This window comes from Leptospira johnsonii (assembly GCF_003112675.1).
Classification (GTDB): Bacteria; Spirochaetota; Leptospiria; order Leptospirales; family Leptospiraceae; genus Leptospira_B; species Leptospira_B johnsonii.
This window is the reverse complement of the sequence record NZ_BFAY01000005.1, coordinates 201,606-223,958: the sequence shown is the minus strand read 5'-3', so window position 1 is coordinate 223,958 and position 22,353 is coordinate 201,606. Positions and strand designations below refer to the sequence as shown.

Below are 22,353 nucleotides of genomic sequence, written 5' to 3'. Positions count from 1 at the left end.
AAAGGAAAGTGGCTTAGTTATTTGGAACTTAAATCATGGGATCGAAACAATCCGTCGGCATAGTAGAACCAAAAACCGCAGTGCTGGGGGATCTACGCCTGGACAACGGCTCAGTTCTTTCCCCTACCGTAGTAGCCTATGAAACTTACGGAACACTTTCTCCCAATAAAGACAATGCAATCCTGATCTGCCATGCTCTTTCAGGCGACGCTCATGCGGCGGGTTTTCATTCTGATGGAGAAAAACGTCCGGGTTGGTGGGACGAGTATATCGGTCCAGGCAAAGCATTTGATACGAATCAATATTTTGTAATATCTTCTAATGTGATCGGCGGATGTAAGGGTTCTTCCGGACCTATGAGTATCAATCCGGTCAGCGGTAAACCTTATGGTTCCAGCTTTCCTTTCGTTTCCATTAAGGATATGGTGGCGGCTCAAAAACTTTTGGTAGAATCCTTCGGGATCCAAAGATTGCTCTGTGTGGCAGGCGGCTCCATGGGTGGAATGCAGGCTTTGCAATGGAGTATATCTTATCCGGATGCTTTAGAGAACTGTATTATTCTAGCTTCTTCTCCTGAACACTCCGCAATGCAGATCGCTTTTAACGAGGTAGGAAGACAGGCAATCCTTTCCGATCCGAATTGGAATAACGGATTGTACGAGGACAATGCTACTCCTAGAAAAGGTCTTGCTTTGGCAAGAATGATGGGTCATATCACTTATCTTTCCGACCATAAGATGAGAGAAAAATTCGGCAGGAACCCGCCTAGAGGAAACCTCTTAAACTCGGACTCAGACTTTGCAGTGGGTAGTTATTTAATCTATCAGGGAGAAAGTTTCGTAGATCGTTTTGACGCGAATTCGTATATCTATGTGACCAAGGCACTTGATCATTTTAGTTTGGGAAAAGGACAAGAACTTACTAAGGCGCTCAGTCCTGCTCAATGTAGATTTCTAGTAGTCTCTTATAGTTCGGATTGGCTCTACCCTCCTTCTCAATCGAGAGAGATTGTTAAAAGTTTAGAAGCTTCCGATAAGAGAGTTTTTTATGTGGAGCTTACTACGAACGAAGGTCATGATAGTTTTCTTCTTCCTAACCAAAGACAAGAGGATGTAATCCGAGGTTTTCTAAATATGCCGGTGAACGAATGATAGATTCTAAGATCTTAAGTAGCACTACTCTAAGAGAAAGACCGGACTTTGCTTATATCCTGGATGTGATCTCACCTGGTTCTAGAGTTTTGGACCTAGGTTGCGGTAATGGAGACCTTCTCTATCTTTTAAAACAAAAAGGGATCAGAGGACAAGGGATCGAAAAGGACGAAGACGCAATCGTAGAATGTATCCGCAAAGGTGTATATGTCCATCACGGAGATATAGACGAAGGCCTAAGTCATCATGAAGACAAACGTTTTGATTATGTGATCTTAAACCAGACCATCCAAGAGACTAGACATCCCGGTGATATTATCAAGGAATGTTTAAGGATCGGTAAACGTGTGATCATCGTTTTTCCGAATTTCGGGTATTGGGAAGTTCGTTTTCGTATCCTATTCCAAGGAAAAACCCCTGTGACGGACCTTCTTCCTTATCGTTGGTTCAATACCCCTAACTTACATTTTCTTTCCATTCTGGACTTTCAGGAGTTCTGCGATATTCGAGGTTTCACTGTGGAAGACAGAGCATTCTTCACCGATCTAAAACAGGTAAAATTCAGTCCGAACTTTTTTGCAAAGCTCGCGCTTTTTCAAATTCGATAAAATGTAGAAGTTCCTACAAACGGGACCTAAAACCAATTAACTTACTGGGATCTTCCCTGCTCTTTCCAATGCCTGATCGATCAAAGACTGGTACAATGTTTGGATAGGAATACCCGCAGCTTTTGCCTGTTGAGGAATTAGACTGGTCTCTGTCATTCCGGGTAACGTGTTTGTTTCCAAAACGAATGGAGTTTCTCCCACGATTATAAAATCCGTTCTAGAATAACCCTCACATCCGAGTGTTTTGTGAGCAAGGATGGATTGTTCCTGGATTTTTGAGATGATCTTTTCCGGCAAACGAGCTGGAGTAATCTCTTGGGAAAGTCCAGGTTTGTATTTGGATTCTACGTCGAAAAATTCTCCTCCCGGAATGATCTCTGTAGGAGGAAGCGCTTCTAAAATTCTTTTGGAACCTTCTTTCTTTTCCCAGACTCCGCAGGAAACTTCTGTACCTTTTAAGAATTTTTGTAAGATCGCATGATCTTCTGCATCGAAGAATTCAGGCAATCTTTTACGTAAATCTTCTGGTCCTTCTATCCTGAATGTATGAAAACTAGAGCCGCCTTCTACAGGCTTTAAAAAAAGTGGATATTCTAATCCAAAACTTTCGACCGAAGTCGGATTTTCAGAAAATTCTTTTTTTCTCAATTCCCAAAAGGGAGCGACTGACATTCCTGCGAGTTGGAACAATCGATTGGCTCTGACCTTGTCCATTGCCAATGCGGATGCTTTTACATCGGAACCTGTAAATGGAATTCCGAGTACTTTCAAGAATCCCTGGACAGAACCGTCTTCTCCGCTGGTTCCATGTAATCCTAAAAATACTACATCACAATCTAAAGAGGAGAATGCTCCGGCGTTCGTTGAATGAAGTTCTTCGAATTCTCTTAAATACTCTTCCGGATTTTTGGAATTTCCTTCCGGGAACTCTGGTCGATATTCTTTAGGGATCACCCATCTGCCGTCTCTGGAAATCAGAATGGGTTTGACCGAATGTCCCATGGCAGACAAAGTTTTACTTATGAAAGTGCCTGTGCGCAGGGAAATTTCGTGTTCTGTGGAAGTTCCGCCGAATAAGACTGCAATTTTCAATGATCTAATCCCCTGTTGCTTTTAGGATTTTCTGGGAAGAATGATAAATAAGAATCTAGTACTGATCCTTTTCTTCCTAGTTTGTACGGAAAGCCTATTTTCAGAATACCCTTTCAAACCGGTTTCTCCTTATCCTTCCGAATACAAACAATTTTGGTTCTTATACCAATCCGAAAAAAGATTGGGGGAAGAAGAACAGATCTTCAGACCCTTCTTCTCCACATATAAGGAAACCAAATCTAATTATAGATATGATACATTTTTATTCCCGATCTATTATTCCGAAAAGACGGATTATTGGCGGGTCTGGAGCTTTTTATTCTTCATTAGCGGAACAGAAACCTACCACGACGATCTAGGATGGGACGAGGACACTCTATCTCCTCTTCTGATTTGGGGAAAGGGAGAAACTGCACGAGAATCCTATTTCGGATTTTTTCCCCTATTCGGAAGACTCCGAGGTAAGGCCAGTTATTCGGAACTGAATTTTGCTCTCTTCCCTCTGTATTCCAATTGGAAATACAAGAACTATAATGCCCATGGGATACTATGGCCACTCGTCATGTGGGGAGGTTCGGAAGTCAGGAGTGACCTGAGGATCCTACCTTTTTATTCTCATAAGATCCATAAGGGAAAATACGAACGTTATTCTGTGCTTTGGCCATTTATCCAATGGGGAAGTATCAACGAAGATAAAAGAGAACCATTTACTTATAAAATGTTTTGGCCATTCTACCTTTCCAAAGATTCCGAATTCGGGAATATGAAAGCTAGAGCCTTTCTGTGGTTTCCTGTTTTAGGATCTTTGTTTTCTTACGGATACGATAAAAGGACGCATGAAAAAGATCTGAACGTTCTATTTTTTCTTTTTCAATACGGTCAGAACGACGACGAAGATTACAGAAAGTTAATTTTATTTCCTTTTTACGGTTATTATAGATTCGCATACAAGGAAACCAGATTTTTCACTCCATTCTATTTTCGCTTGAGTACTGATAGTCATCATCTCAAATCTTCCGAAACTTATTTTATCCCATTTTGGTGGAGAACCAATAGGACTTACGTTCAATGGGGAAGAGAAGACAATTATTATAAGCTCTGGCCATTCTTCCGTTGGCATGAAGACAGAGAAGGCAACCTGACTTGGAATTTCCTTTCTTTATTTCCGATAAAATCCGAACTTGTGGAAAGGATCTGGGACCCGGTCTGGTCCATTGTTGAGTATCAAAAATTGTCCAATGGAGAAAAAAGGCTCTCTTTTTTAATGAGACTTTATACCCAGAGATGGAACGAAGAAGAACTGCATATCCATATACCTTTACTTGTGGAATACAGCTCTACTCCGGAAAAAACTTCTTATCAATTTTTATACGGTCTATTCGGATTAGAAAGAAGTAAGGATAAGACCACAGTGCAGATTTTTTGGTGGATTAGGCTCTAATCGAAATGTTGGATTCCTTTAAAGAAAAAGCGAACGATACTCTTTACGCCGCAGGTTATACGATCGTTCTGATCGCGGAAACTTTTTTAAACCTAAGATTTACCGTCGAAAAGCGGAAAGAAATTTTAGACCAAATGTTCATCGCGGGAGTCGGAAGTTTATTCGTAGTTTCGGTGGTCGCAGTTTTTACTGGAATGCTTCTGACCTTGAACACCGGCTTGGGGTTGAAAGATTTCGGCGCAGAAGGACAGATCGGTCTTCTTCTTACGATCACTCTCACTCGTGAAATGTCCCCATTTATGACCGCACTCATCTTAGCCGCTTCCATCGGTTCTGCGATCGCCGCTGAGATCGGTACAATGAAAGTTTCGGAAGAGATCGACGCACTTGAAGTGATGTCCATAGATCCGGTACGATTTCTGGTCTTTCCAAGAGTATTAGGTTTTTCTTTAATGGTTCCCGTTCTCTGTGTGTATTCCAGTATATTGGGAATTTTGGGCGGAGCGTTAGTCGGACATTTTCAATTGGGGATAGAATATATCGTCTATTTCCAAGATGTGAACGAAAGGATTACTTCTATTCCCGGCCTTAAGGATCTGTATACCGGTTTATTCAAAGGTTATGTTTTTGGCCTGATCATCTCAGCAATTTCCTGCTCTCATGGTTTGAGAACTTACGGTGGTGCAATAGGTGTTGGTAGGGCAACGAGAGAATCCGTAGTAACTTCCTTTTTGATGGTTATCTTTTTCGGCTATGTGATCACGGCCCTCTTTTATAGGGAATAAGATGGAAGAATACGCTATAGAAATCATAAACCTACACAAGGCATTCGGTCAGAGAAAGATCCTAAAAGGAATGAATCTCCAAGTAAAAAAAGGAGAAACAATGGTGGTACTCGGACCTTCCGGAACTGGAAAGTCGGTCACCTTAAAACATATCACAGGTCTTTTGGAACCGGATGCGGGAGAATGTAGGATCTTCGGCGAAAATATTTCAGGTGCAACCATCCTTGAAAGGGAAAAGATCCGTTCCAAAATGGGAGTTCTATTCCAGTCCGGAGCCCTTATCAACTGGATGACTGTTTTCGATAACGTTGCCCTTCCCTTGCGAGAACATAAACTATATCCGGAAGAAGAAATCCAACGTATCGTCGCCGAAAAACTTAGACTAGTGGATATGACCGTTGCAAAGGACAATTATCCGAACGATATCTCCGGCGGTATGAAAAAAAGAGCAGGACTTGCTAGAGCCATCGCTTCTAATCCTCAGATTATTTTGTATGATGAGCCCACATCCGGTCTGGATCCTGTTATGTCGAACGTGATCAACGAGCTGATTATTCGTATCAAAAAGGAAACCGGTGCCGCCCAGGTAGTGGTCACCCATGATATGTCCAGCGCTTATATGATAGCCGACCGCATTTCATTTTTTTATGGTGGAGAGGTCCTGTTTACTGGAACTCCGGAAGAAGTGCAGAATTCTTCGAACGAATTCATCCGTCAGTTTATCAATGGACATACCAAAGGACCGATGATTCTGGAAACTAAGAATTGAAACCTGGGTCCTAAGAGAATATTCTGGATAAAAAGTCCGATATATATAGTAAGAATTTGGATCCTAAATGAAATCCTTTCGTTATCTTTTAGTAGGTGCTATCTTTTCCGTTGCCTTGGTCGTAGTCGGTTACTTTACCGTAATGACCGAAGGAGGACCTGTTCAAAAACGGGGTGAATTCCTAAAGATCAATTTCAAAAACTCGGAAGGAATCAAGGTGGGAAACAAGGTCACCGTGCAAGGTGTGCCATTCGGATATGTTTCTAGTATTCGACTCATCCAAATCGACGAGAATGGAGCTGTGCTGCCGGCAGGAGAAGTGGGAGTCGCTACAAGGGTAGAAGTCACCATTCTTCTAAAAGAACCAGTACGTCTTTACGAAAATTATGATATTGCAATACGTAACGAAAGTTTGCTTTCCGGCCGAGTCATCTCCATAGATCCGGGAACTTCCGAATCCACGGAAGAAGGGAAAGGTGCACCAAGGACCTTCCAAGTTGTTGATTACAAAACAGGTGCGACTTCCTTAAAAGGAAGAGTATTGCAGGATCCTCTCGTTTCTCTTTCCGAGCTAATCGCAGAAAACAGAGGAGATATCCGAAAAACTTTCTCTAACGTTGCAGATATCACTACTAAGATCAATAGCGGAGACGGAACCTTAGGTAGGCTCATTAATAGAGACGATCTTCATACGAATGTGAATACTGTTTTAACGGATGCGCAGATCGTCCTAAGAGAATTGAGAGAAGGCCTGGAAGATACCAGAGAGCAGGCTCCGGTCACAAGCTTTATCCGCGCGGCACTCAGCTCTTTCTAAAACCTTTTTCTTGCCAAATGCAGCTCTTTGCGGGAAACTTTCCGTATGTCTTCTCGTAAAATTGCAATCATAGGTACAGGAATTATGGGTAGAGGGATCGCAAATAATCTCTCTTCCAAAGGTCATTCTCTCCAATTATACGCCCGTAATCCAGAAAAGATCCAAGATCTGAAATCTGATAATACGTCCATCCATGGAAATATTAAAGAGGCAGTCAAAAATTCAGAAATTATAATACTCTGCCTCACAGAAGATCAGGTAGTAGAAGAGTCAGTATTCTCCTCCGGGTTTTTAGAAACGAATGCAAAATATGTGATAGATGTCGGGACCACCTCCCCTTCTCTTACACTTAAACTAAACGATACATTCAGAAAACAGAATATTCATTTCTTAGATGCTCCAATGACCGGTTCCAAAAACGCTGCGAGAGACGGTCAGATCCTATTTATGGTAGGAGCAAAATCCAAGGAAAGTATCCAAGAGATACATTTTATCTTTGAGATTTGCGGAAAAAACACTGTCTATTGCGGAGAGGTCGGAGATGGGCAGAAAGCGAAAATCGCATTGAATATGGTTCAAGCCGGGATCTTCCAAGTATATATGGAAGGTTTTTCTTTGGCAAAAGACCAAGGTATAGATCCTTCTATCCTTAAATCTATCTTAGAACAATCCGCTGCCAAGTCCGGAATTTCAGAATTCAAGTTTCCATTCGTATTCTCAGGAAATTATGAGACTCATTTCGCTCTCAAGAATATGTACAAGGATCTCAAACATGCACTCTCTTTAGGAAAAACATCCGGAACAAAATTGCCACTCTGTTCCGGACTAGATGAGATCTACCGCTCCGGGATGGAGGCGGGTCTGGGAGAAAAGGACTATTGCAGCCTAAACGATATTACTGCGAAGATACCTCCGGCCAAATAATCTTTTCGATGAGGCCATTTCCCTTTTCATCTATTCTCAATTGGATTTTGGCGCCAGGCTCTCGGAGTTTTTCCTCTAACTTTTGGGCGCCCTCTTCCGGGATATAGTATTTGCGGAAAGGATAATTAAAGTTTCCGTAATTACATTCCCCTTTGATATAATTCCAGCAGCTAGTATCGTTTTTAACCTCGTTACAATCCGAATAAAAACGTACATCATATTCAGAAGGTTCTCTGGAATCGAAACAAACGCAGGTTTCCTTTTTAGTTAACCTAGAACTTCCGTCTGTGCTTGCTGCCGCCGAGTCTACCGCAGAAGAAACGTAATCTCCTTTTTGACAAACATCGTCTGAATATTTTCGATCTATCTGGAACCTTAGGTAATGTCCTGAAAGCAAATCTCTAGGATCATATCCTGTAATCGGGAGGATCAAAACTTTCCCATTCCTAAGATCGAATTCTCTTTCTAAGGCAACCGAGGCTAAAACGAGAATTGGTAAGAATACTGCAACGACCGAAATGGTTAACTTTTTCATATTCCTAATTCCTCCGATTGAAAGAGTTGGTTCGCGGCATTTCTGATCTTTTCTCTCATCCTAAATACTAAGATACTGAAACCTAATATAAACACTCCGGAGATGATTAGCCCGATTCCAGTAGCGAGCAAACTTCCGAATACTTCCAGATAGATTGATACGAATCGAACACCTAAAATCAACAATGATAGATCGAACCACCTTCTGGATTCGAAAAATAAGAAAGTAAACGGTATCCAAGCCAAAAAGAAAAATATCATAGCTGGATATTTTCCATACGAATGGAATACCTGAGGATAATTCAGAAATCCCAAAAATATTCCGGCAATGGAAAATAAGATAACTTTTCTGCGAGAGAAACGCCTTCTGAAAATTTGGGAGACTGCGATCAACAGAACTGGAACAAGTAAAGGCCAATACCAAGAGAAAGGAAGATCGTACCTTCTGGAAAATTCAAGATCTTGGTCTAAATTCGGAATATCGCGGGTCTCAAAACTTCCCCAAATAGAAGAAGTGATAAAAAATCCGAAAGCCCAAAGTAAGAACGGATTCACTAGGATAGAAGTTTTACTCTCCTTAGTTTCCAACCTTCTCTCCGTAAAGATCGCAACCCCTGCAAAGACCCAGGAAGCCACAAAGAAGAAGAGAGAAAAATAATGACTTCTCTCCTTCCAATCGATATCCGGATGATTGTCTATCCAACTTAAAAAAGAAGAACTGAATACCGCGATCCATAGATGTTGTAGGACCCTACCCGGATACATGATCACTAGTAAGATCGTAATCCCGGACCAAAGTAAAAGTGCCTGGTATAATTTTCCTTGCGTATGATAGATCTGCGAAACTAAACCAATATTCGCAAAAAATAATGCACAAAGAAGTAAAACCAGAAGATATCGGATTGTATCATTCCAGATCTCATTTCTTTGAGAGTAAAGGATCGAGATCCCTATTCCGGAAAGTATCGTAAAACTGGTGAATAGTTTTACAGAATAATGAATCTTATCCCAGTTAGCAGCCACCATTGCGATGACTCCGAGTCCAATGACTACGATTCCTAAGGCTAAAAAGGAATAGAATACGTAAGGAATTTTTTTAGAATCTTCGAATTTGAGAATGGACTCTGCCTGAGCCTGGCTAATGAGTCCGGAATCCACCCAAGTTTTTAGTTTTTTCTTCCAATTCATGACGCAAAGGTTATCGGATTAGAAGAAAAATCAGTCAACCTTTCTTTCTATGCCGTTCAATAGATCGGCCGGCGCAGGCCGCTTCTGGCGAACTGGATTTAGTCTTCTTCTTTGGTTCCCAAAGACTTTTCTATATTATTGCGGTATCTTTCTTTAAAAAAAGACTTTTGATTCGGCGTCCCAATTCCCGCTTCTTTCAACCTTCTTTCGTTTGCTGAAATTCGATCCTCGTCTAAAGGGTGAGTGCTCAAATATTTTTCCAAAGGAATATCGGTCCCCTTTAACTCAGGATTTACCTTCTTCTCTTTTTGGATATCTTTGAAAAAATCCGCAATCGCTCCGGGATAATATGGAGTTGATCTCATATAGCCAAAACCGTATTCGTCCGCTTCTTCTTCCATAGAACGTGAATTTGCAAGACCCAATAGATTTGTAGAAAGTCCCGCGATATCCGCCGCGTGTGCGGCCAGGTCCGGACCAAGCACATAGGAGAGCACAAAATACAATCCAAAGTATAAAGTTAGATTCGTGGATAATTGTTTGGTAGAATGCCTTCTTTCGGCGTGAGCGATCTCATGAGAAAGTATGCCAGCTAAGGTTGCCTCATTCTTTACAAAATGAAGAAGTCCAGTATATACGAAAATGTATCCGCCGGGCGCACAGATCGCATTAATCACTTTATCGTCGTCTATTATGGTTACCTTATATTTGAATTCATCCTTGTATTGAATGGATTTTGATTTTAAGATGCGATCCACGATAGATTGTAGATATTTTTCCAAAGACTTATCTTTGTAAATTTTACCGTGCTCTTGGCCTGTTACTGCGGCCTTGTAAAATTGTTCTCCTAAAAAACGGTCCACATCCAGAGGAAAAACAAGGTCCACCATCCAGCCGCAGCCTTGGAGACTGAAAAGTAAAAATAGGACCAGAAAATATTTGCGAATAGAAGTTTTATTCATAGGACAACTCACTCCGAATACAAACGGATTTCGTAACCGCCATAGGCGCGGATATTGATAACTACATCCTCGAACAAAAGATATTGTCCTTTGATACCGAGTAATTTGGAATCGATTTCTTTCTCCTTATCTGGAGAAAACGATTTGGATTTTTTGGGATATTCTAAAATAGGATAACTTAATTTTGTAATATTCAGTTCTTCGGATTCCGTATAGGGAACTCCCAAATCCCAGGAATCCAATACTTCCAGGAGTTCCTTCTTTTTGGAAACTAGGTCGAAGGTCCCCGAATCCTCTGTTACCATCTTCTGCCATTTGGTTTTATCGTCTATGACAGTAGTAAATTGTCTTTCGATTAGCCCCGCATCCCTTCTGGAAGAAACTTCTAAAAGTGGGATCGCTTCTTGCGCGCCCTGATCCACCCAACGATTGGAGACCGGTTTTTCTCGGGTGATCCCCACTTTCAAACCGCTTGTGTTCGCAAGATATACAGTATGTTTCTGGAAGCAGTAACCTTCTCCCCATTCAGGTTCCCTACAAGTCCCCAAATGAAAATGACAGGTCTCAGGCCGAAGAATACATAGATCATTCTCCGCTAAAGTCTGGAAGCAGGAAAAACAACTTCCCTGGTTGAAACTTTTACTTGTGACCTTTCCGCAATTCACACAGCGGATCTTTCCGGTAAATTCCAGTTTTACTCTTTTACCTACAAGACTTCCGATCTTAAAATTTGCAGGAACAAGTTGAGCCTCTTGTTTTCCGGATTCGGAAGAAGGATAGGAAGCTACTACCCAGATATATTCAACCGGGTTGATACCTTCATGGTCCATCATTCGTAGGAAACCGGAAGAGAACTCTTTCATGGAAAAAAATATTCCTTACCGCCGAGTGGTCTTAATATATGATCCACTTTTACGGTTAGAATAGTGCTTAACTCCTGGCCTTTCCAGTCAAAAACCACTATTTTATCTTCGTAGTGATAATGACTTAGCTTTCCATCCGTATGATAGAATAATTTCAACTCACTCTGACCTTCTTTTCCTGGAAGAGAAAGTACACCTTTACCGGCGAGAGTTCTCCCCTCATACCATTTTGCTTTTATAGGAAGAGGAGGTATCGTTCTTGCCGGAGTCAAACCGTTCGTAGTAGAGGCAACGCTCGGAGTTGTAGGCTCCGAACTTTCTGCTAACTTATCCTCTAATGTAGAAACTTTGAGTAATGCGCATTGGAAATTTCCTTCTAATTTTGGAAAATCTTGCCCACAAGGAGTCTCTTTTACATACAATTCTTGGTCGAAAGAAGCTCCGGTGCGCACACTTTGGGCAATCTTAGCGAATGCATAAAATTTCAAACGGCCTAATACCTCTTTCAGGCCGTATTCTTTCCATTCTCCTCTTTCAGTTTCCGCCAAAAGAGAGAATGAAAAACAAAAGCAGAATATAACAGCGAATCCGGTTCTCATAATATCACTTTCGAAATCCTATTATAAAACATTAGTAGATCAGATATTTTTGGATCAATTTATTGGTAGAAGATTCAGATTCCGCATAAGAAGCCTTAAATTCTTCGTATGTTTTCCCCGCATCCACAAACTCTCTGAATTTTTCGGTTCCCCAAAGAAAATCTATATTATGGGATCCATCCGCATACTGTCTCCATTTGAAATCCTTATATTTCTTTTTCATAATGGAAGTCAGATTATACGCCATTCTGATAGGATCATACTTACGATTTACAACTGTTAAACGAAGGCCTCTGCAGATCTCTCCCTTAAAAGGACCGAAGGTAGGTTTGAAAAATACGCTTTGGTAATAATAATCCCCTTTACTGTCATCGTTCAGTTCTGAGATAATATCTTCCGGTTCGTTCATCCAAGGAGCGCCGAAATATATGAATGGAGCCTGAGTCCCTCTTCCTACGGAGACGTTCACTCCTTCTAATAATACTAACCCGAGATAATTTCTTGCGGAATCTAACATAGGTAGATTCGGAGAAGGTGTGGACCAAGGGATTCCTTCTCTATCCCAATCAAAGCCTCTTTTTAGATTTTCAGGCGAGATGATATCCAGTTTTACTTTTCCACCCAGATATTCTCCGTTATAGAAAGCAGCAGCTTCTCCAAGAGTCATACCTGTGAAAAACAGAGATGGAAATTCTCCTGCAAAGTTTAAAAACTTCTTCTGTATACCTTCTCCTCTTGCACCTAAATACAACGCGGGGTTTGGATGATCTAAAAGAATAAACTTAGTGTTTGGATCCGGCAAATTATCCATCAAACGTTTGAGAACGCTTACGTATGTATAACAACGCATTCCCATATCCACTACATCGAATACGACGGCGTCTGCACCTTTCAGTATTGCAGGGATCTCGGAGTTTTTTACCTTATAAATATGATAGATAGGAAGTTGAAAAGTCTCGTCCATCGTGACTGGAGACTTACTGAAGTCTTCTTCCAATCCTAAAAATCCGTGCTCGAGTCCGATCAGATGTTTGATCTTTACCTTTTTATCCTTAAACTCTTTCAGGATCTTTTCAGGATGTCTGCCGATACCGGATGGATTCGTAACGAGAACAACGGTTTTCCCGGAAAGACTAGGAAGCACTTGTTCGTAGAAGGAAACTTCGGCAGGGATAATTTTGGATTTTGAAATATGACTTCTGGATGACGCTTCTACGCAGGAGCCTGAGGAAATTGTCAGAAAAAAAATGAGTAAAGTTAGGATTTTTTTGTTTCTTTCTTTGAACCGCATGTAAGATACCTTATTTGTTCAGTAAATAGACAGAATTCAATACATCAAGGAGAAAAAGGAAGCGATATGGCAAAGCTGCCCATCCTGCGGATTACCGCTCTCACACTGATTTTAGGTTTCGCTTTTGCATGCGCTACGGGTGACGGATCCCGACGCAAGAAAAAAGAAGAATTCACTAGAGAAGGAAATACCATCACCGTGATCGGAGAGGCTCCGATCTATAACGGCGATATAGCAAACGCAAAACAAAGAGCGATCAAAGACGCAAAAGTTAATGCGGTACGTAAAGTAGTTGGTGAAGAAATTTCCAACAAAAGCCAAGCTTCCGACGGAGAAAGTTTAGGCTCTAGTCTACTTTCCAAAACGGATGCATTCGTAAAATCTTACGATATCGTTTCCGAAGACCAAGGTAAGATCGATACTCAACCAATTTTAAAACTTACAGTTCGTTGTACCATCGAAGAATCTAAACTTTCCACTGCTGTAGAAGGTTTACTTGCTGACGTAGGAAATCCAAGAATTGTAGTTTTAGTTCCTTCTAAAGTAGGAGGAGCAGCTGTTGCTCCTTTAAGCAATGGTAATATTGCAGAAGCTGAGATCATCAAAGGACTCAAAAAAGCAGGCAACAAGATCGTAGATCCAGGAACTGCTTCTAAAACTGTTAAACCTTCCGGCTTAAATGCGGATTCAGTAAACTCTTTGGATGCTGGAGCAGCAATTTTGATCCAAGCTCAGGCTTCGGGAGCAGAAGTTTTGGTAGTAGGTTCCGTAGAGACCGAAGACCAAGCACCTGTAACTGCAATCGGTGGAAAAACTTTGGATAGACCTTTATTCAATACTGCAGCCACCGGACCTTACAAAGTGATCCTACTTTGGGGAGACGGCAAAATCGTAGCATCCGGAAACGGAGACGCTCGTGGAGCAGATATCACTCAAAAAGTTTCCAGAGAAAAAGCACTTGCGGGTTGGGCAGAAGACGTAACCAAAAAGGTGAACAAACAACTTAAGGAAGAATGGTTCAATCTCACTGAGAATAATACAATCATCCTCAAGTTTACCGGATTGGATGCTGACGAATCCACTAAGTTCAAAGACGATCTGGCGGAATTGACTGCTGCAAAAGACATCAATGTCAGAGCAAGCAATGTAAGTGGTTCTGAGTGGGAAGTTACCTACCCTGGAAAAGACGCTCTGTTTATGGACGAATTAGTCTATAAAAAAGACAGAGGATTTACTTTCTTAGCTACTAAGAAAATGAATGTCAAGTCTGCTGCAAGAGGTGTTGTTACTTTAGAGTTCACTCCGAATAAATAATCGATTTCAGAATCGATCTAAAAGAAAAGCCGGCGAGATATTCGTCGGCTTTTTTATTTTAAGTCCTTATTTCTTGACGATAGTTTTTAGTTTTTCCTCATATGAAGTTTCATATTGCGCAAATGTCTGCCAGAACTTAGGGACTGATTCCTTATAAAGTTTAGAAACCAGAATATCCAAATGAGTATGCCAGCCGGAAGAGACCATGAGTTTACCATTCTCGTCTGTCAGTTTCCGATGTCTTAGAGTAAGGAGTACATCCTCTCCTCTTTCGACCAATTCGAAACTTACTTCAGAATCAGGATGCCAGGTGAAACTTAAAAGACGTGGAGCATCAATTGCAGTGACGGTTTCTACTCCGCTGATCCCATTTTCCATTGCCTTAAATCTATCAGGATAAGTTTTTTCGTCGGATAAAGAAGAATGCAAAAAGTTTAGTTCTACTTTTCCTCCTACCTTCAATTCCATATCCCCTTTCGCAAGCCAGGTTCCCCTCTTTTCAGAATCCGTCAGATATTCCCAAACAGTTTCTATCGGTCCCGGTAATAGTCTTTCGAAACGAACCTCTGTGTCCGAAGTGAAGGTCCCATACGTTTTATTTACAGATAGATCTTTCATCACTATCTTCTCCCCTTTCTCATTTTATTGGCTCTCAATTCTTTTTCCAGAAGATCCAGTCTTCCTTCCCAGAAAGATTTAGCTCTATCCAGCCAGTCTTGGATCTCTTTCCAACCTTTGTAATCCAACGAGTGGATCCTTCTCTGTCCATCCACTCTCACTTGGATCAGATTACATTCTCTCAAAACCTTAAGATGTTGGGAAATCGCTGCGGAACTTATATCAAAATGTCCCGCAATTTCTCCCGATCCTAATTCGCCTTCGAAAAGTAATTCCAAAATTTTGCGCCTGGTTGGGTCCGCAATCGCATCTAAAGCCTGCATAGCCATATATTTAAGTATAAACTTAATTAAGTCAATACTTAAATATAGTTTTCCCCGAAAAGTGGAGGTCCGAAAATCTAAGATAAGAGAGAAAAAACTGAGATTTTTTTTAGGAACGAAACGTTTAGAAAAAAAAGAAAAAGACGAATATAGAATTAAGCGACGGTTTCTCAGGAAATGAAGAATGAATATTATAAATTCCTGACAAACTCGCGAATTTAAGGGTTTAAAGTAAAAAAACCGCTGGAGGATTTTCCTTTTGGTGGTGCCTTTCCCGAAAACTACATTTGAAGAAGTCTGAAGACCGAATTCGGTTTAAGATTTGCTTGTACTAGCATCGCCATACCACTCTGCACGAGTATTGGCCAAATAATATTCTGAACCTTAGAGAATCTGTATTAATGCGGATCTCGAGGAGGTTTGACTTGACGAGGAGATCCAATCAAAATTCTATACTGACATAAACTCTCTTTTCCATCTGAAAGAGAAGAAACCGTTCGAATCTTTTACATGAGCCATACTAAATCTTTAAAGTATCGCCCGGATATAGACGGGCTTAGGGCACTTGCGGTACTTTCCGTGGTGATCTTCCACGCTTTTCCTGAATTTATGATCGGAGGCTTTATCGGGGTAGATATATTTTTCGTGATTTCAGGATACCTGATATCCACGATTTTATCCCGCTCTCTCGAATTAGGGAATTTTAGCTTTTTAGATTTTTATTCCCGAAGAATACGTAGAATTTTCCCCGCGCTATCTACAGTACTAATTGTCTGTCTAATATTCGGATATTTCTCTCTATTCTCGGAAGAATACAAGAACTTAGGAAAACAAACCGTAGCCGGAGTATTCTTTTATTCTAATTTTGATTTTTTACGTGATTTTACTGATTATTTTAATCCTTTATCCGAACAAAAACCGCTTTTACATCTATGGTCATTGGCAATCGAAGAGCAATTCTATATTTTATGGCCCCTACTCCTATTTTTGACTCATAAATTCAAACGAAATCTCATATTGGTCACCGTTATTCTCACTTTTATTTCTTTCGGTTTAAATATTTGGAATATATACTCTGATCCAGTCAGAACCTTTTATCTACCTAGCACTCGTGTTTGGGAGCTTCTATCTGGATCACTACTCGCTTGGTATCATCAATTTAAAAAGAAGGTCGCAGATCCGGATAAAAATCCAATCTTTCCGGAGCTTCAATCGGTATTAGGAATCTTATGTATCTTTTTAGGAATTTTTCTAATTAAAAAAGGATCCGCATTTCCCGGATTCCTGGCTTTAGTTCCTGTATTAGGAGCGGTATTACTTATCAATTCAGGAAATCGTTCTAGATTTAATCGTAAAGTTTTAGGAAACCCTATCTCTATATTTTTTGGCTTGATTAGTTTCCCCTTATATTTATGGCATTGGCCTCTACTATCCTTTGCAAATATTTTAGAAGGAGGAACTCCGATTTGGCAAATTCGAGTACTTGCAGTTTTCATATCTATTTTGTTCTCATATTTGACTTGGGCATTTTTGGAAAAGAAAATCCGTTTCAAAGAGAGCAGATACATTTCTATTATTCTCGTAATTTTACTCGTTTCTATAGGAATAGTAGGAAGATTTATCTACACGAATCAAGGATTGAAATTTAGGGGAAGAGAATTTGAAACCTCTGACTTAACGTTTCAGAAATGGAGTTTCACTCAAAAAGACTGCCGGGAAGAATTCAAGACTGCTTTAGGACAAGGCCTAACTTATTGTTCTTATACCGATTCGAACCAAAATCCCGAAATTGCTCTTATCGGAGATAGCCATTCCGAACATTTTTATTATGGACTATCCGAATATTACCGAATCAAGCAAAACAAAAATTTAATACTCTTGGGAATGAGTGCATGTCCGATCCTAGCAGGTGTTACAAAATATCGCAATTTCGAATGTTCTATCACACAAAGAATTCTGAAATACGTCTCAGATAGTGAGTCCATCAAAACGGTTATTTTAAGCGGAAGAGGCCCGACACATATGACTGGAAAAGGTTTTGGAGAAATCGAGAACCATATTGATGCCAGAATGGTAACAAGTCTAAATACGAGTCTAAAAGATTCGAAAGAAATTTATAAAATTTCATTGTTCGAGACCGTCCGCAAACTTCAGTCTTCCGGGAAAAAGGTAATTCTGATTTCGGATAATCCTGAATTAGGTTTCGATCCTAAGGCTTGCGGAAACCAAAGACCTTTTAGGCTTACATATTATGGAGTCAAAAATCCTTGCGCTGTCTCAAGGAGAGAATTCGACGAACGCAATCAAGATTATCATAAAATTTTAGATTATATATCTGATTCCTTTCCGATTAACGAAGTAAAAATCTGGGAACCTTGGAAACAACTTTGCGACCAATATTGGTGTTGGGCAATAAAAGATGGAAAGTTAATGTATAGAGACGGCAACCATCTCAACCCAGAAGGATCTAAATGGTTAGGGGAAAGATTCGCCCCAAAATAAAAAAACCACCGGAGGATTTCCCTTCCGGTGGTGCCTGTTCCCGAAAACTACATTTGGAGAAGTTTGAGGACCGAATTCGGTTTAAGATTTGCTTGCACTAACATCGCCGTACCACTCTGCACGAGTATTTGTTTTGTAGTTAGAGCAACCATCTCCTCCGCCATATCGGCGTCACGAATTCTGGACTCGGAGGCCTGCATATTTTCGTACGCTGCCATGAGACCTTTTGCGGAATGTTCCAGCCTATTAAAATAAGCTCCCATATCCGCCCTCTGCTTCATGATCTTTCCGAGCGCAGCATCGGCTAGGCCGATCACTTCGTTCGCTTCCCCAGGAGAAGAGACCGCTATCGGTCTACCGTCCGCCTTGGTAAGCTTTAAAGCTCGGGAAGTCATAGTTCCAATGAAGAACCTTTCCCTTTGGTTCTGGTTCGGTCCCATATGGAACCACATAGAAGCTCTTTTGGAACCTCTAGCGAAGTCTCCTTCGAACAATTTGAATCTATTGAACTCGGCTTGAGAAGCAATACGATCCACTTCGTCCACTAGGGCGGAAACTTCCACCTGAACCAATTGTCTGTCTTCGGGGCTGTAAATCCCATTCGAGGTTTGGATGGCCAAAACCCGGATCCTTTGGATGATATCCGAAGACTGTTGAAGGAATCCTTCTGCAGTCTGGATGAAACTCATCCCATCTTCCGTATTTCTCTCCGCTTGCCTCAGTCCGTTGATCTGCGTTCTGAGTTTTTCGGAGACAGCCAAACCCGAAGCGTCGTCGCCGGCAGAATTGATCCGCATGCCGGAAGACAAAGCTTTCATGGTTTTATCCACAGCTAGCTCGTTGAACTTCAGAGAGCGGTGAGAATTCACCGCACTCAGGTTGTGATTGATAATCATCCTACACTCCTTGTAGAGAGTTTCCGGAGGATCTCCCTATCCTCCGATCGGACATGACCTGTCCGGTGTTCCGGGATGGACCCGGTCGGACCACCCGACAGGTCATCTTCTCCCTCGAAGAGTTAGGATATTTTCAATCAACAGCAAGAGCGTAATCTTACGATCACGATCTTACAAAAGTACAATAAGCTTTAGGTTATTACTAACCCGGTTTTCGTTTCCTCGGAATCGTCCTCGGAAAAGGAACCGGAAAAAAATTGGGGATGAAGAATGTTAGAGACCCGACGTTTTTCCTGTACCTTTTCTTAGGTCTGTAGACAAGGATAGCCGCATAACGCGGCTTCGGAGTTCTACAGAAAAGTTCCCGGTGCGGGAGCATTACTGCTCCCGCTGCCGGAAAGTCCTAATTACCTAAGTAACTGGAGGACAGACTGAGGTCTTACGTTAGCTTGTGCTAACATTGCAGTTCCCGATTGAACCAAAATTTGGTTCTTGGTGAATGCAACAGTTTCCTCTGCCATATCCGCGTCCCTGATTCTCGACTCTGAAGCTTGGATGTTCTCGTAAGCTACCATCAGACCTTTAGAGGCATGCTCTAATCTGTTATAGTAAGCTCCAAGATTTGCTCTTTGTTTGTTGATTTTCATTAAAGCATCGTCAAGAAAGCCGATTGCTTCGTTAGAAAGTTCAGCAGTAGAAAGAGTCAAAAGTGTCCCGTCAGACTTGATCAAATTCAGAGCCTTAGCGGTCATAGTTGCGATATAGACACGTTCCCTCTGGTGCTGGTTCGGTCCGATGTGGAACCACATAGAAGCGGTTCTTGATCCACGAGCGAAATCGCCTTGGAGCAATGCCATCTTGTTAAACTCTGCTTGGGAGGAAATGCGATCAATTTCGTCTATAAGCTGAGAAACTTCTACTTGGATCATCTGACGGTCTTCTGCACCGTAGATTCCGTTGGAAGATTGGATAGCAAGTACACGGACCCTCTGGATGATATCATTAGTTTCCTGCAGATATCCTTCCGTAGTTTGGATCAGGGACATGCCGTCCTCAGTGTTTCTCTCCGCTTGGCGAAGTCCTTTCACCTGAGTTCTCATTTTCTCGGAAACGGCTAGACCGGATGCATCATCACCGGCGCGGTTAATACGCATACCGGAAGAAAGAGCCTCCATGTTTTTCGCCACTTCGTTGTTCTGGAACTTCAGAACGCGGTGGGAGTTAATCGCGGCTAAGTTATGGTTAATGATCATGAGTTTCCTCCTTGAAACTGATCATGAGCCCGGCATCCGTGCCGGGATCTTGTGCTGGTTTGGTTTTGGTCTTTTTTTCTATATATTTAATGAAGGCTGAAATCCGAGAAAAACCTCGAAATTCAGGGTTTCCTTCAGATATATCTTCGGTGAAGCACCTAGCCTAGATTAATTTTAACGAAAATGGAGTTTTTCGCTCATTTTAGCCGTTTTTTAACGATTTTAAGCGATTTATGAAGAAAGGAGGGAAACAGAATTGGAGAAATTTTAGAAAAAATTTTCCTTTTTTGGGCTCATCTAAAAGTTCGAACGAATCGGAAATTTCCATAAGCATTTTTTTGAAAAAAGCACTCCCCTTTCTTAAAGATGGGATTTTTCAAAAAATTTCTGAAATCAGTTTGCATATCCTAGTTCTAAGAAGATATTTTGCGATTGTTTTCGTATTTCCTAAAGTACTATGAGCCAACCAAAAACAAAAAAAGAAACCGAAGATCTATTAGAATTATACAGACAAATGCTTTTGATCCGTCGCTTCGAAGAAGCTTCCGCAAAAGCGTACAGCATGGGCAAAATCGGCGGCTTCTGCCATTTATACATCGGTCAAGAAGCTGTGGGAGTGGGAGCAATCTCCGCTTTAGAACAAAAAGATTATATAGTCTCCACCTATAGAGATCATGGCCACGCACTCGCCAGAGGATTAGAGCCAAAAGCTCTCATGGCTGAATTATTCGGCAAAAGAACTGGGATTGTATCCGGAAACGGAGGCTCCATGCACTTTTTCGATAAAAAGAAGAATTTCATGGGAGGGCATGGCATTGTAGGCGGGCATATCTCTCTTGCCGCAGGAATCGCCTACGCCTCCAAGTATCGCGAAGACGGTGCAGTTACATTATGTTTTTTTGGAGAAGGTGCAGCAAACATCGGATCCTTTCACGAAGGAATGAACTTAGCCGCTATCTGGAAACTTCCATTAGTCATGATCTGTGAGAACAATCACTACGCAATGGGAACTCCGGAATATAGAGCTCTCTCAGTCAAAGACGTTTCCGTAAGAGCTGCCGCTTATGATATTGCTAGAGATCATATAGAAGGTGACGAGGTCCGAAAAGTCAGAGAACACGTAAAGGTCGCAGTGGAAAGAGCAAGAAGAGGAGAAGGCCCTACTCTCATGGAAATTTCCACCTATAGATTCAGAGGTCACTCTATGTCGGACCCAGCAAAATACAGGACCAAAGAAGAATTAGAAAAATATAAACAAGGAGATCCTCTGATCAAAGCAGAAAAGGATCTACTCGCAGCGGGTTGGGCCCAAGAAGAATTGACCAAGATGGATGAGATCATTCTCAAAACCGTAGAGGAATCTGTAGACTTCGCAGAAAAAAGTGAAGAACCTCCTCTTGGTTGGTTGTACAAGCATGTTTATGCGGAGAACGTATAATGGCAGTACTCACTTACAGAGAAGCACTCAATCGCGCAATGACGGAAGAAATGGAGAAGGATCCGAATATCTTTCTCATGGGAGAAGAAGTAGGTCATTACGAAGGCGCCTACAAAGTTTCCCAAGGAATGCTCGCTAAGTTCGGAGAAAGAAGGATCATAGACACTCCAATTTCTGAGAACGGTTTTGCAGGAGTCGGAATAGGTGCGGCTATGGTAGGCCTTAGACCAATCATAGAATTTATGACCTGGAACTTCTCACTTGTGGCAATCGATCAGATCATCAACTCCGCGGCGAAAATGAATTATATGAGTGCGGGACAATTTCCGATCCCAATCGTTTTCAGGGGTGCAGGAGGCGCTGGAGGAAGACTCGCAGCCCAACACTCCCAATCCTTCGAGAGTTGGTATGCACATATACCCGGCTTAAAGGTGCTCGCCCCCTACACTCCATCAGATGCTTACGGACTTTTAAAAACTTCCATCCGAGATAATAACCCAACCATCTTCATAGAGAGCGAGGTATTGTACGGCTCTAAGGGAGAAGTTCCGGACGGAGAATTTTTGATCCCGATGGGTAAATCGGATATCAAAAGAGAAGGTACACAACTCACGATCATCAGTTGGTCTAGAGCCCTTATGTATGTCCTTCCCGCAGCGGAAAAACTGGCAAAAGAAGGAATTTCAGTCGAAGTTTTAGATCTAAGAAGTATAAGACCTTTAGACGAAGAAGGGATTTTGGCTTCTGTCAGGAAAACAAATAGAGCTCTCATAGTGGAAGAAGGTTGGAATGTGGCGGGATTCGGCGCACAAGTTGCCTATCTTATCCAAAAAGAAGCATTCGATTATCTGGATTCTCCGGTAGAAAGGATCACCCAGGAAGATGTGCCTATGCCCTATGCTGCCAATCTTGAAAAATCCTCCCTGCCAAGCGAAGATAAAATTATCAAAAAAGTCAGAGAAATGATTAAGTAATTCATAATATT

General features: G+C 41.5%; 22 protein-coding genes. 11 read left to right on the top strand and 11 right to left on the bottom strand.

Annotated features, from left to right (window positions below):
• The first annotated feature begins 35 nt into the window (after positions 1-35).
• Positions 36-1,151 (top strand): homoserine O-acetyltransferase MetX, encoded by a 1,116-nt coding sequence (gene metX / locus LPTSP_RS02255; RefSeq protein ID WP_108927222.1) that lies wholly within the window; start codon positions 36-38, stop codon positions 1,149-1,151.
• A complete protein-coding gene (gene metW, locus LPTSP_RS02250; RefSeq protein WP_108927221.1) occupies positions 1,148-1,759 on the top strand; it encodes a methionine biosynthesis protein MetW in 612 nt (203 codons plus the stop codon). The genes metX and metW overlap by 4 nt, the downstream gene beginning before the upstream one ends.
• Positions 1,760-1,795: 36 nt before the next feature.
• Here the strand turns inward: metW and LPTSP_RS02245 are convergent, their stop codons facing one another.
• On the bottom strand, positions 1,796-2,851 hold the full coding sequence (locus tag LPTSP_RS02245; RefSeq protein ID WP_108927220.1) for a D-alanine--D-alanine ligase: 1,056 nt from the start codon (positions 2,849-2,851) through the stop codon (positions 1,796-1,798).
• Between the two features lie 40 nt (positions 2,852-2,891).
• On the opposite strand from LPTSP_RS02245, the gene LPTSP_RS02240 reads away from it, so the two are divergent.
• The 5 genes from LPTSP_RS02240 (at position 2,892) to LPTSP_RS02220 (ending at position 7,587) form a co-directional block, all read left to right on the top strand.
• A complete protein-coding gene (locus LPTSP_RS02240; protein ID WP_108927219.1) occupies positions 2,892-4,292 on the top strand; it encodes a hypothetical protein in 1,401 nt (466 codons plus the stop codon).
• 5 nt (positions 4,293-4,297) lie between these two features.
• A complete protein-coding gene (locus LPTSP_RS02235; RefSeq protein WP_108927218.1) occupies positions 4,298-5,077 on the top strand; it encodes an MlaE family ABC transporter permease in 780 nt (259 codons plus the stop codon).
• A 1-nt stretch (position 5,078) separates the two neighbouring features.
• Positions 5,079-5,846, top strand: coding sequence for an ABC transporter ATP-binding protein (locus tag LPTSP_RS02230; RefSeq protein WP_108927217.1), 768 nt, complete (start codon positions 5,079-5,081; stop codon positions 5,844-5,846).
• 67 nt (positions 5,847-5,913) lie between these two features.
• Positions 5,914-6,663: a mammalian cell entry protein Mce gene (gene mce / locus LPTSP_RS02225; RefSeq protein WP_108927216.1), complete on the top strand. Its 750-nt coding sequence runs from the start codon at positions 5,914-5,916 to the stop codon at positions 6,661-6,663.
• Positions 6,664-6,708: 45 nt separating this feature from the next.
• Positions 6,709-7,587, top strand: a complete 879-nt coding sequence (locus LPTSP_RS02220) for an NAD(P)-dependent oxidoreductase (protein ID WP_108927215.1) — start codon at positions 6,709-6,711, stop codon at positions 7,585-7,587.
• Here LPTSP_RS02220 and LPTSP_RS02215 read toward each other — a convergent pair.
• The 6 genes from LPTSP_RS02215 to LPTSP_RS02190 form a co-directional block, all read right to left on the bottom strand.
• Positions 7,559-8,122: a GDYXXLXY domain-containing protein gene (locus tag LPTSP_RS02215; protein WP_108927214.1), complete on the bottom strand. Its 564-nt coding sequence runs from the start codon at positions 8,120-8,122 to the stop codon at positions 7,559-7,561. The two genes, LPTSP_RS02220 and LPTSP_RS02215, sit on opposite strands and share 29 nt — an antisense overlap.
• The gene (locus LPTSP_RS02210) at positions 8,119-9,309 is read right to left on the bottom strand and encodes a DUF2157 domain-containing protein (RefSeq protein WP_108927213.1); all 1,191 of its coding nucleotides are present in this window, start codon (positions 9,307-9,309) and stop codon (positions 8,119-8,121) included. Before LPTSP_RS02210 ends, LPTSP_RS02215 begins: the two co-directional genes overlap by 4 nt.
• A gap of 98 nt (positions 9,310-9,407) precedes the next feature.
• Complete coding sequence (locus LPTSP_RS02205; protein ID WP_108927212.1) at positions 9,408-10,271, bottom strand: M48 family metalloprotease; 864 nt, start codon at positions 10,269-10,271, stop codon at positions 9,408-9,410.
• An 8-nt stretch (positions 10,272-10,279) separates the two neighbouring features.
• Positions 10,280-11,134, bottom strand: a complete 855-nt coding sequence (locus LPTSP_RS02200) for a DUF2797 domain-containing protein (RefSeq protein ID WP_108927211.1) — start codon at positions 11,132-11,134, stop codon at positions 10,280-10,282.
• Positions 11,131-11,733 carry an LIC_11883 family protein gene (locus LPTSP_RS02195; RefSeq protein ID WP_108927210.1) on the bottom strand — a complete coding sequence of 201 codons (603 nt, stop codon included), beginning with the start codon at positions 11,731-11,733 and terminating at the stop codon, positions 11,131-11,133. The genes LPTSP_RS02200 and LPTSP_RS02195 overlap by 4 nt, the downstream gene beginning before the upstream one ends.
• Before the next feature lie 31 nt (positions 11,734-11,764).
• On the bottom strand, positions 11,765-13,024 hold the full coding sequence (locus LPTSP_RS02190; protein WP_108927209.1) for an exo-beta-N-acetylmuramidase NamZ family protein: 1,260 nt from the start codon (positions 13,022-13,024) through the stop codon (positions 11,765-11,767).
• Between the two features lie 66 nt (positions 13,025-13,090).
• Between LPTSP_RS02190 and LPTSP_RS02185 the strand changes: the two genes are divergently transcribed.
• Positions 13,091-14,338, top strand: coding sequence for a lipoprotein LipL46 (locus LPTSP_RS02185; protein WP_108927208.1), 1,248 nt, complete (start codon positions 13,091-13,093; stop codon positions 14,336-14,338).
• A gap of 66 nt (positions 14,339-14,404) precedes the next feature.
• On the opposite strand, the gene LPTSP_RS02180 is transcribed toward LPTSP_RS02185, so the two are convergent.
• On the bottom strand, positions 14,405-14,956 hold the full coding sequence (locus LPTSP_RS02180) for an SRPBCC family protein (RefSeq protein WP_108927207.1): 552 nt from the start codon (positions 14,954-14,956) through the stop codon (positions 14,405-14,407).
• A gap of 2 nt (positions 14,957-14,958) precedes the next feature.
• Positions 14,959-15,279 carry an ArsR/SmtB family transcription factor gene (locus LPTSP_RS02175; RefSeq protein WP_108927206.1) on the bottom strand — a complete coding sequence of 107 codons (321 nt, stop codon included), beginning with the start codon at positions 15,277-15,279 and terminating at the stop codon, positions 14,959-14,961.
• A gap of 510 nt (positions 15,280-15,789) precedes the next feature.
• Between LPTSP_RS02175 and LPTSP_RS02170 the strand changes: the two genes are divergently transcribed.
• Positions 15,790-17,781 carry an acyltransferase family protein gene (locus LPTSP_RS02170; RefSeq protein ID WP_108927205.1) on the top strand — a complete coding sequence of 664 codons (1,992 nt, stop codon included), beginning with the start codon at positions 15,790-15,792 and terminating at the stop codon, positions 17,779-17,781.
• A 47-nt stretch (positions 17,782-17,828) separates the two neighbouring features.
• On the opposite strand, the gene LPTSP_RS02165 is transcribed toward LPTSP_RS02170, so the two are convergent.
• Positions 17,829-18,677 (bottom strand): flagellin N-terminal helical domain-containing protein, encoded by an 849-nt coding sequence (locus tag LPTSP_RS02165; protein ID WP_008590488.1) that lies wholly within the window; start codon positions 18,675-18,677, stop codon positions 17,829-17,831.
• Positions 18,678-19,084: 407 nt separating this feature from the next.
• Positions 19,085-19,930 carry a flagellin N-terminal helical domain-containing protein gene (locus LPTSP_RS02160; RefSeq protein WP_008591598.1) on the bottom strand — a complete coding sequence of 282 codons (846 nt, stop codon included), beginning with the start codon at positions 19,928-19,930 and terminating at the stop codon, positions 19,085-19,087.
• A gap of 457 nt (positions 19,931-20,387) precedes the next feature.
• Between LPTSP_RS02160 and pdhA the strand changes: the two genes are divergently transcribed.
• Positions 20,388-21,368: a pyruvate dehydrogenase (acetyl-transferring) E1 component subunit alpha gene (pdhA, locus tag LPTSP_RS02150; RefSeq protein ID WP_108927204.1), complete on the top strand. Its 981-nt coding sequence runs from the start codon at positions 20,388-20,390 to the stop codon at positions 21,366-21,368.
• Positions 21,368-22,342 (top strand): pyruvate dehydrogenase complex E1 component subunit beta, encoded by a 975-nt coding sequence (locus tag LPTSP_RS02145; RefSeq protein ID WP_108927203.1) that lies wholly within the window; start codon positions 21,368-21,370, stop codon positions 22,340-22,342. Before pdhA ends, LPTSP_RS02145 begins: the two co-directional genes overlap by 1 nt.
• Positions 22,343-22,353 lie beyond the last annotated feature (11 nt).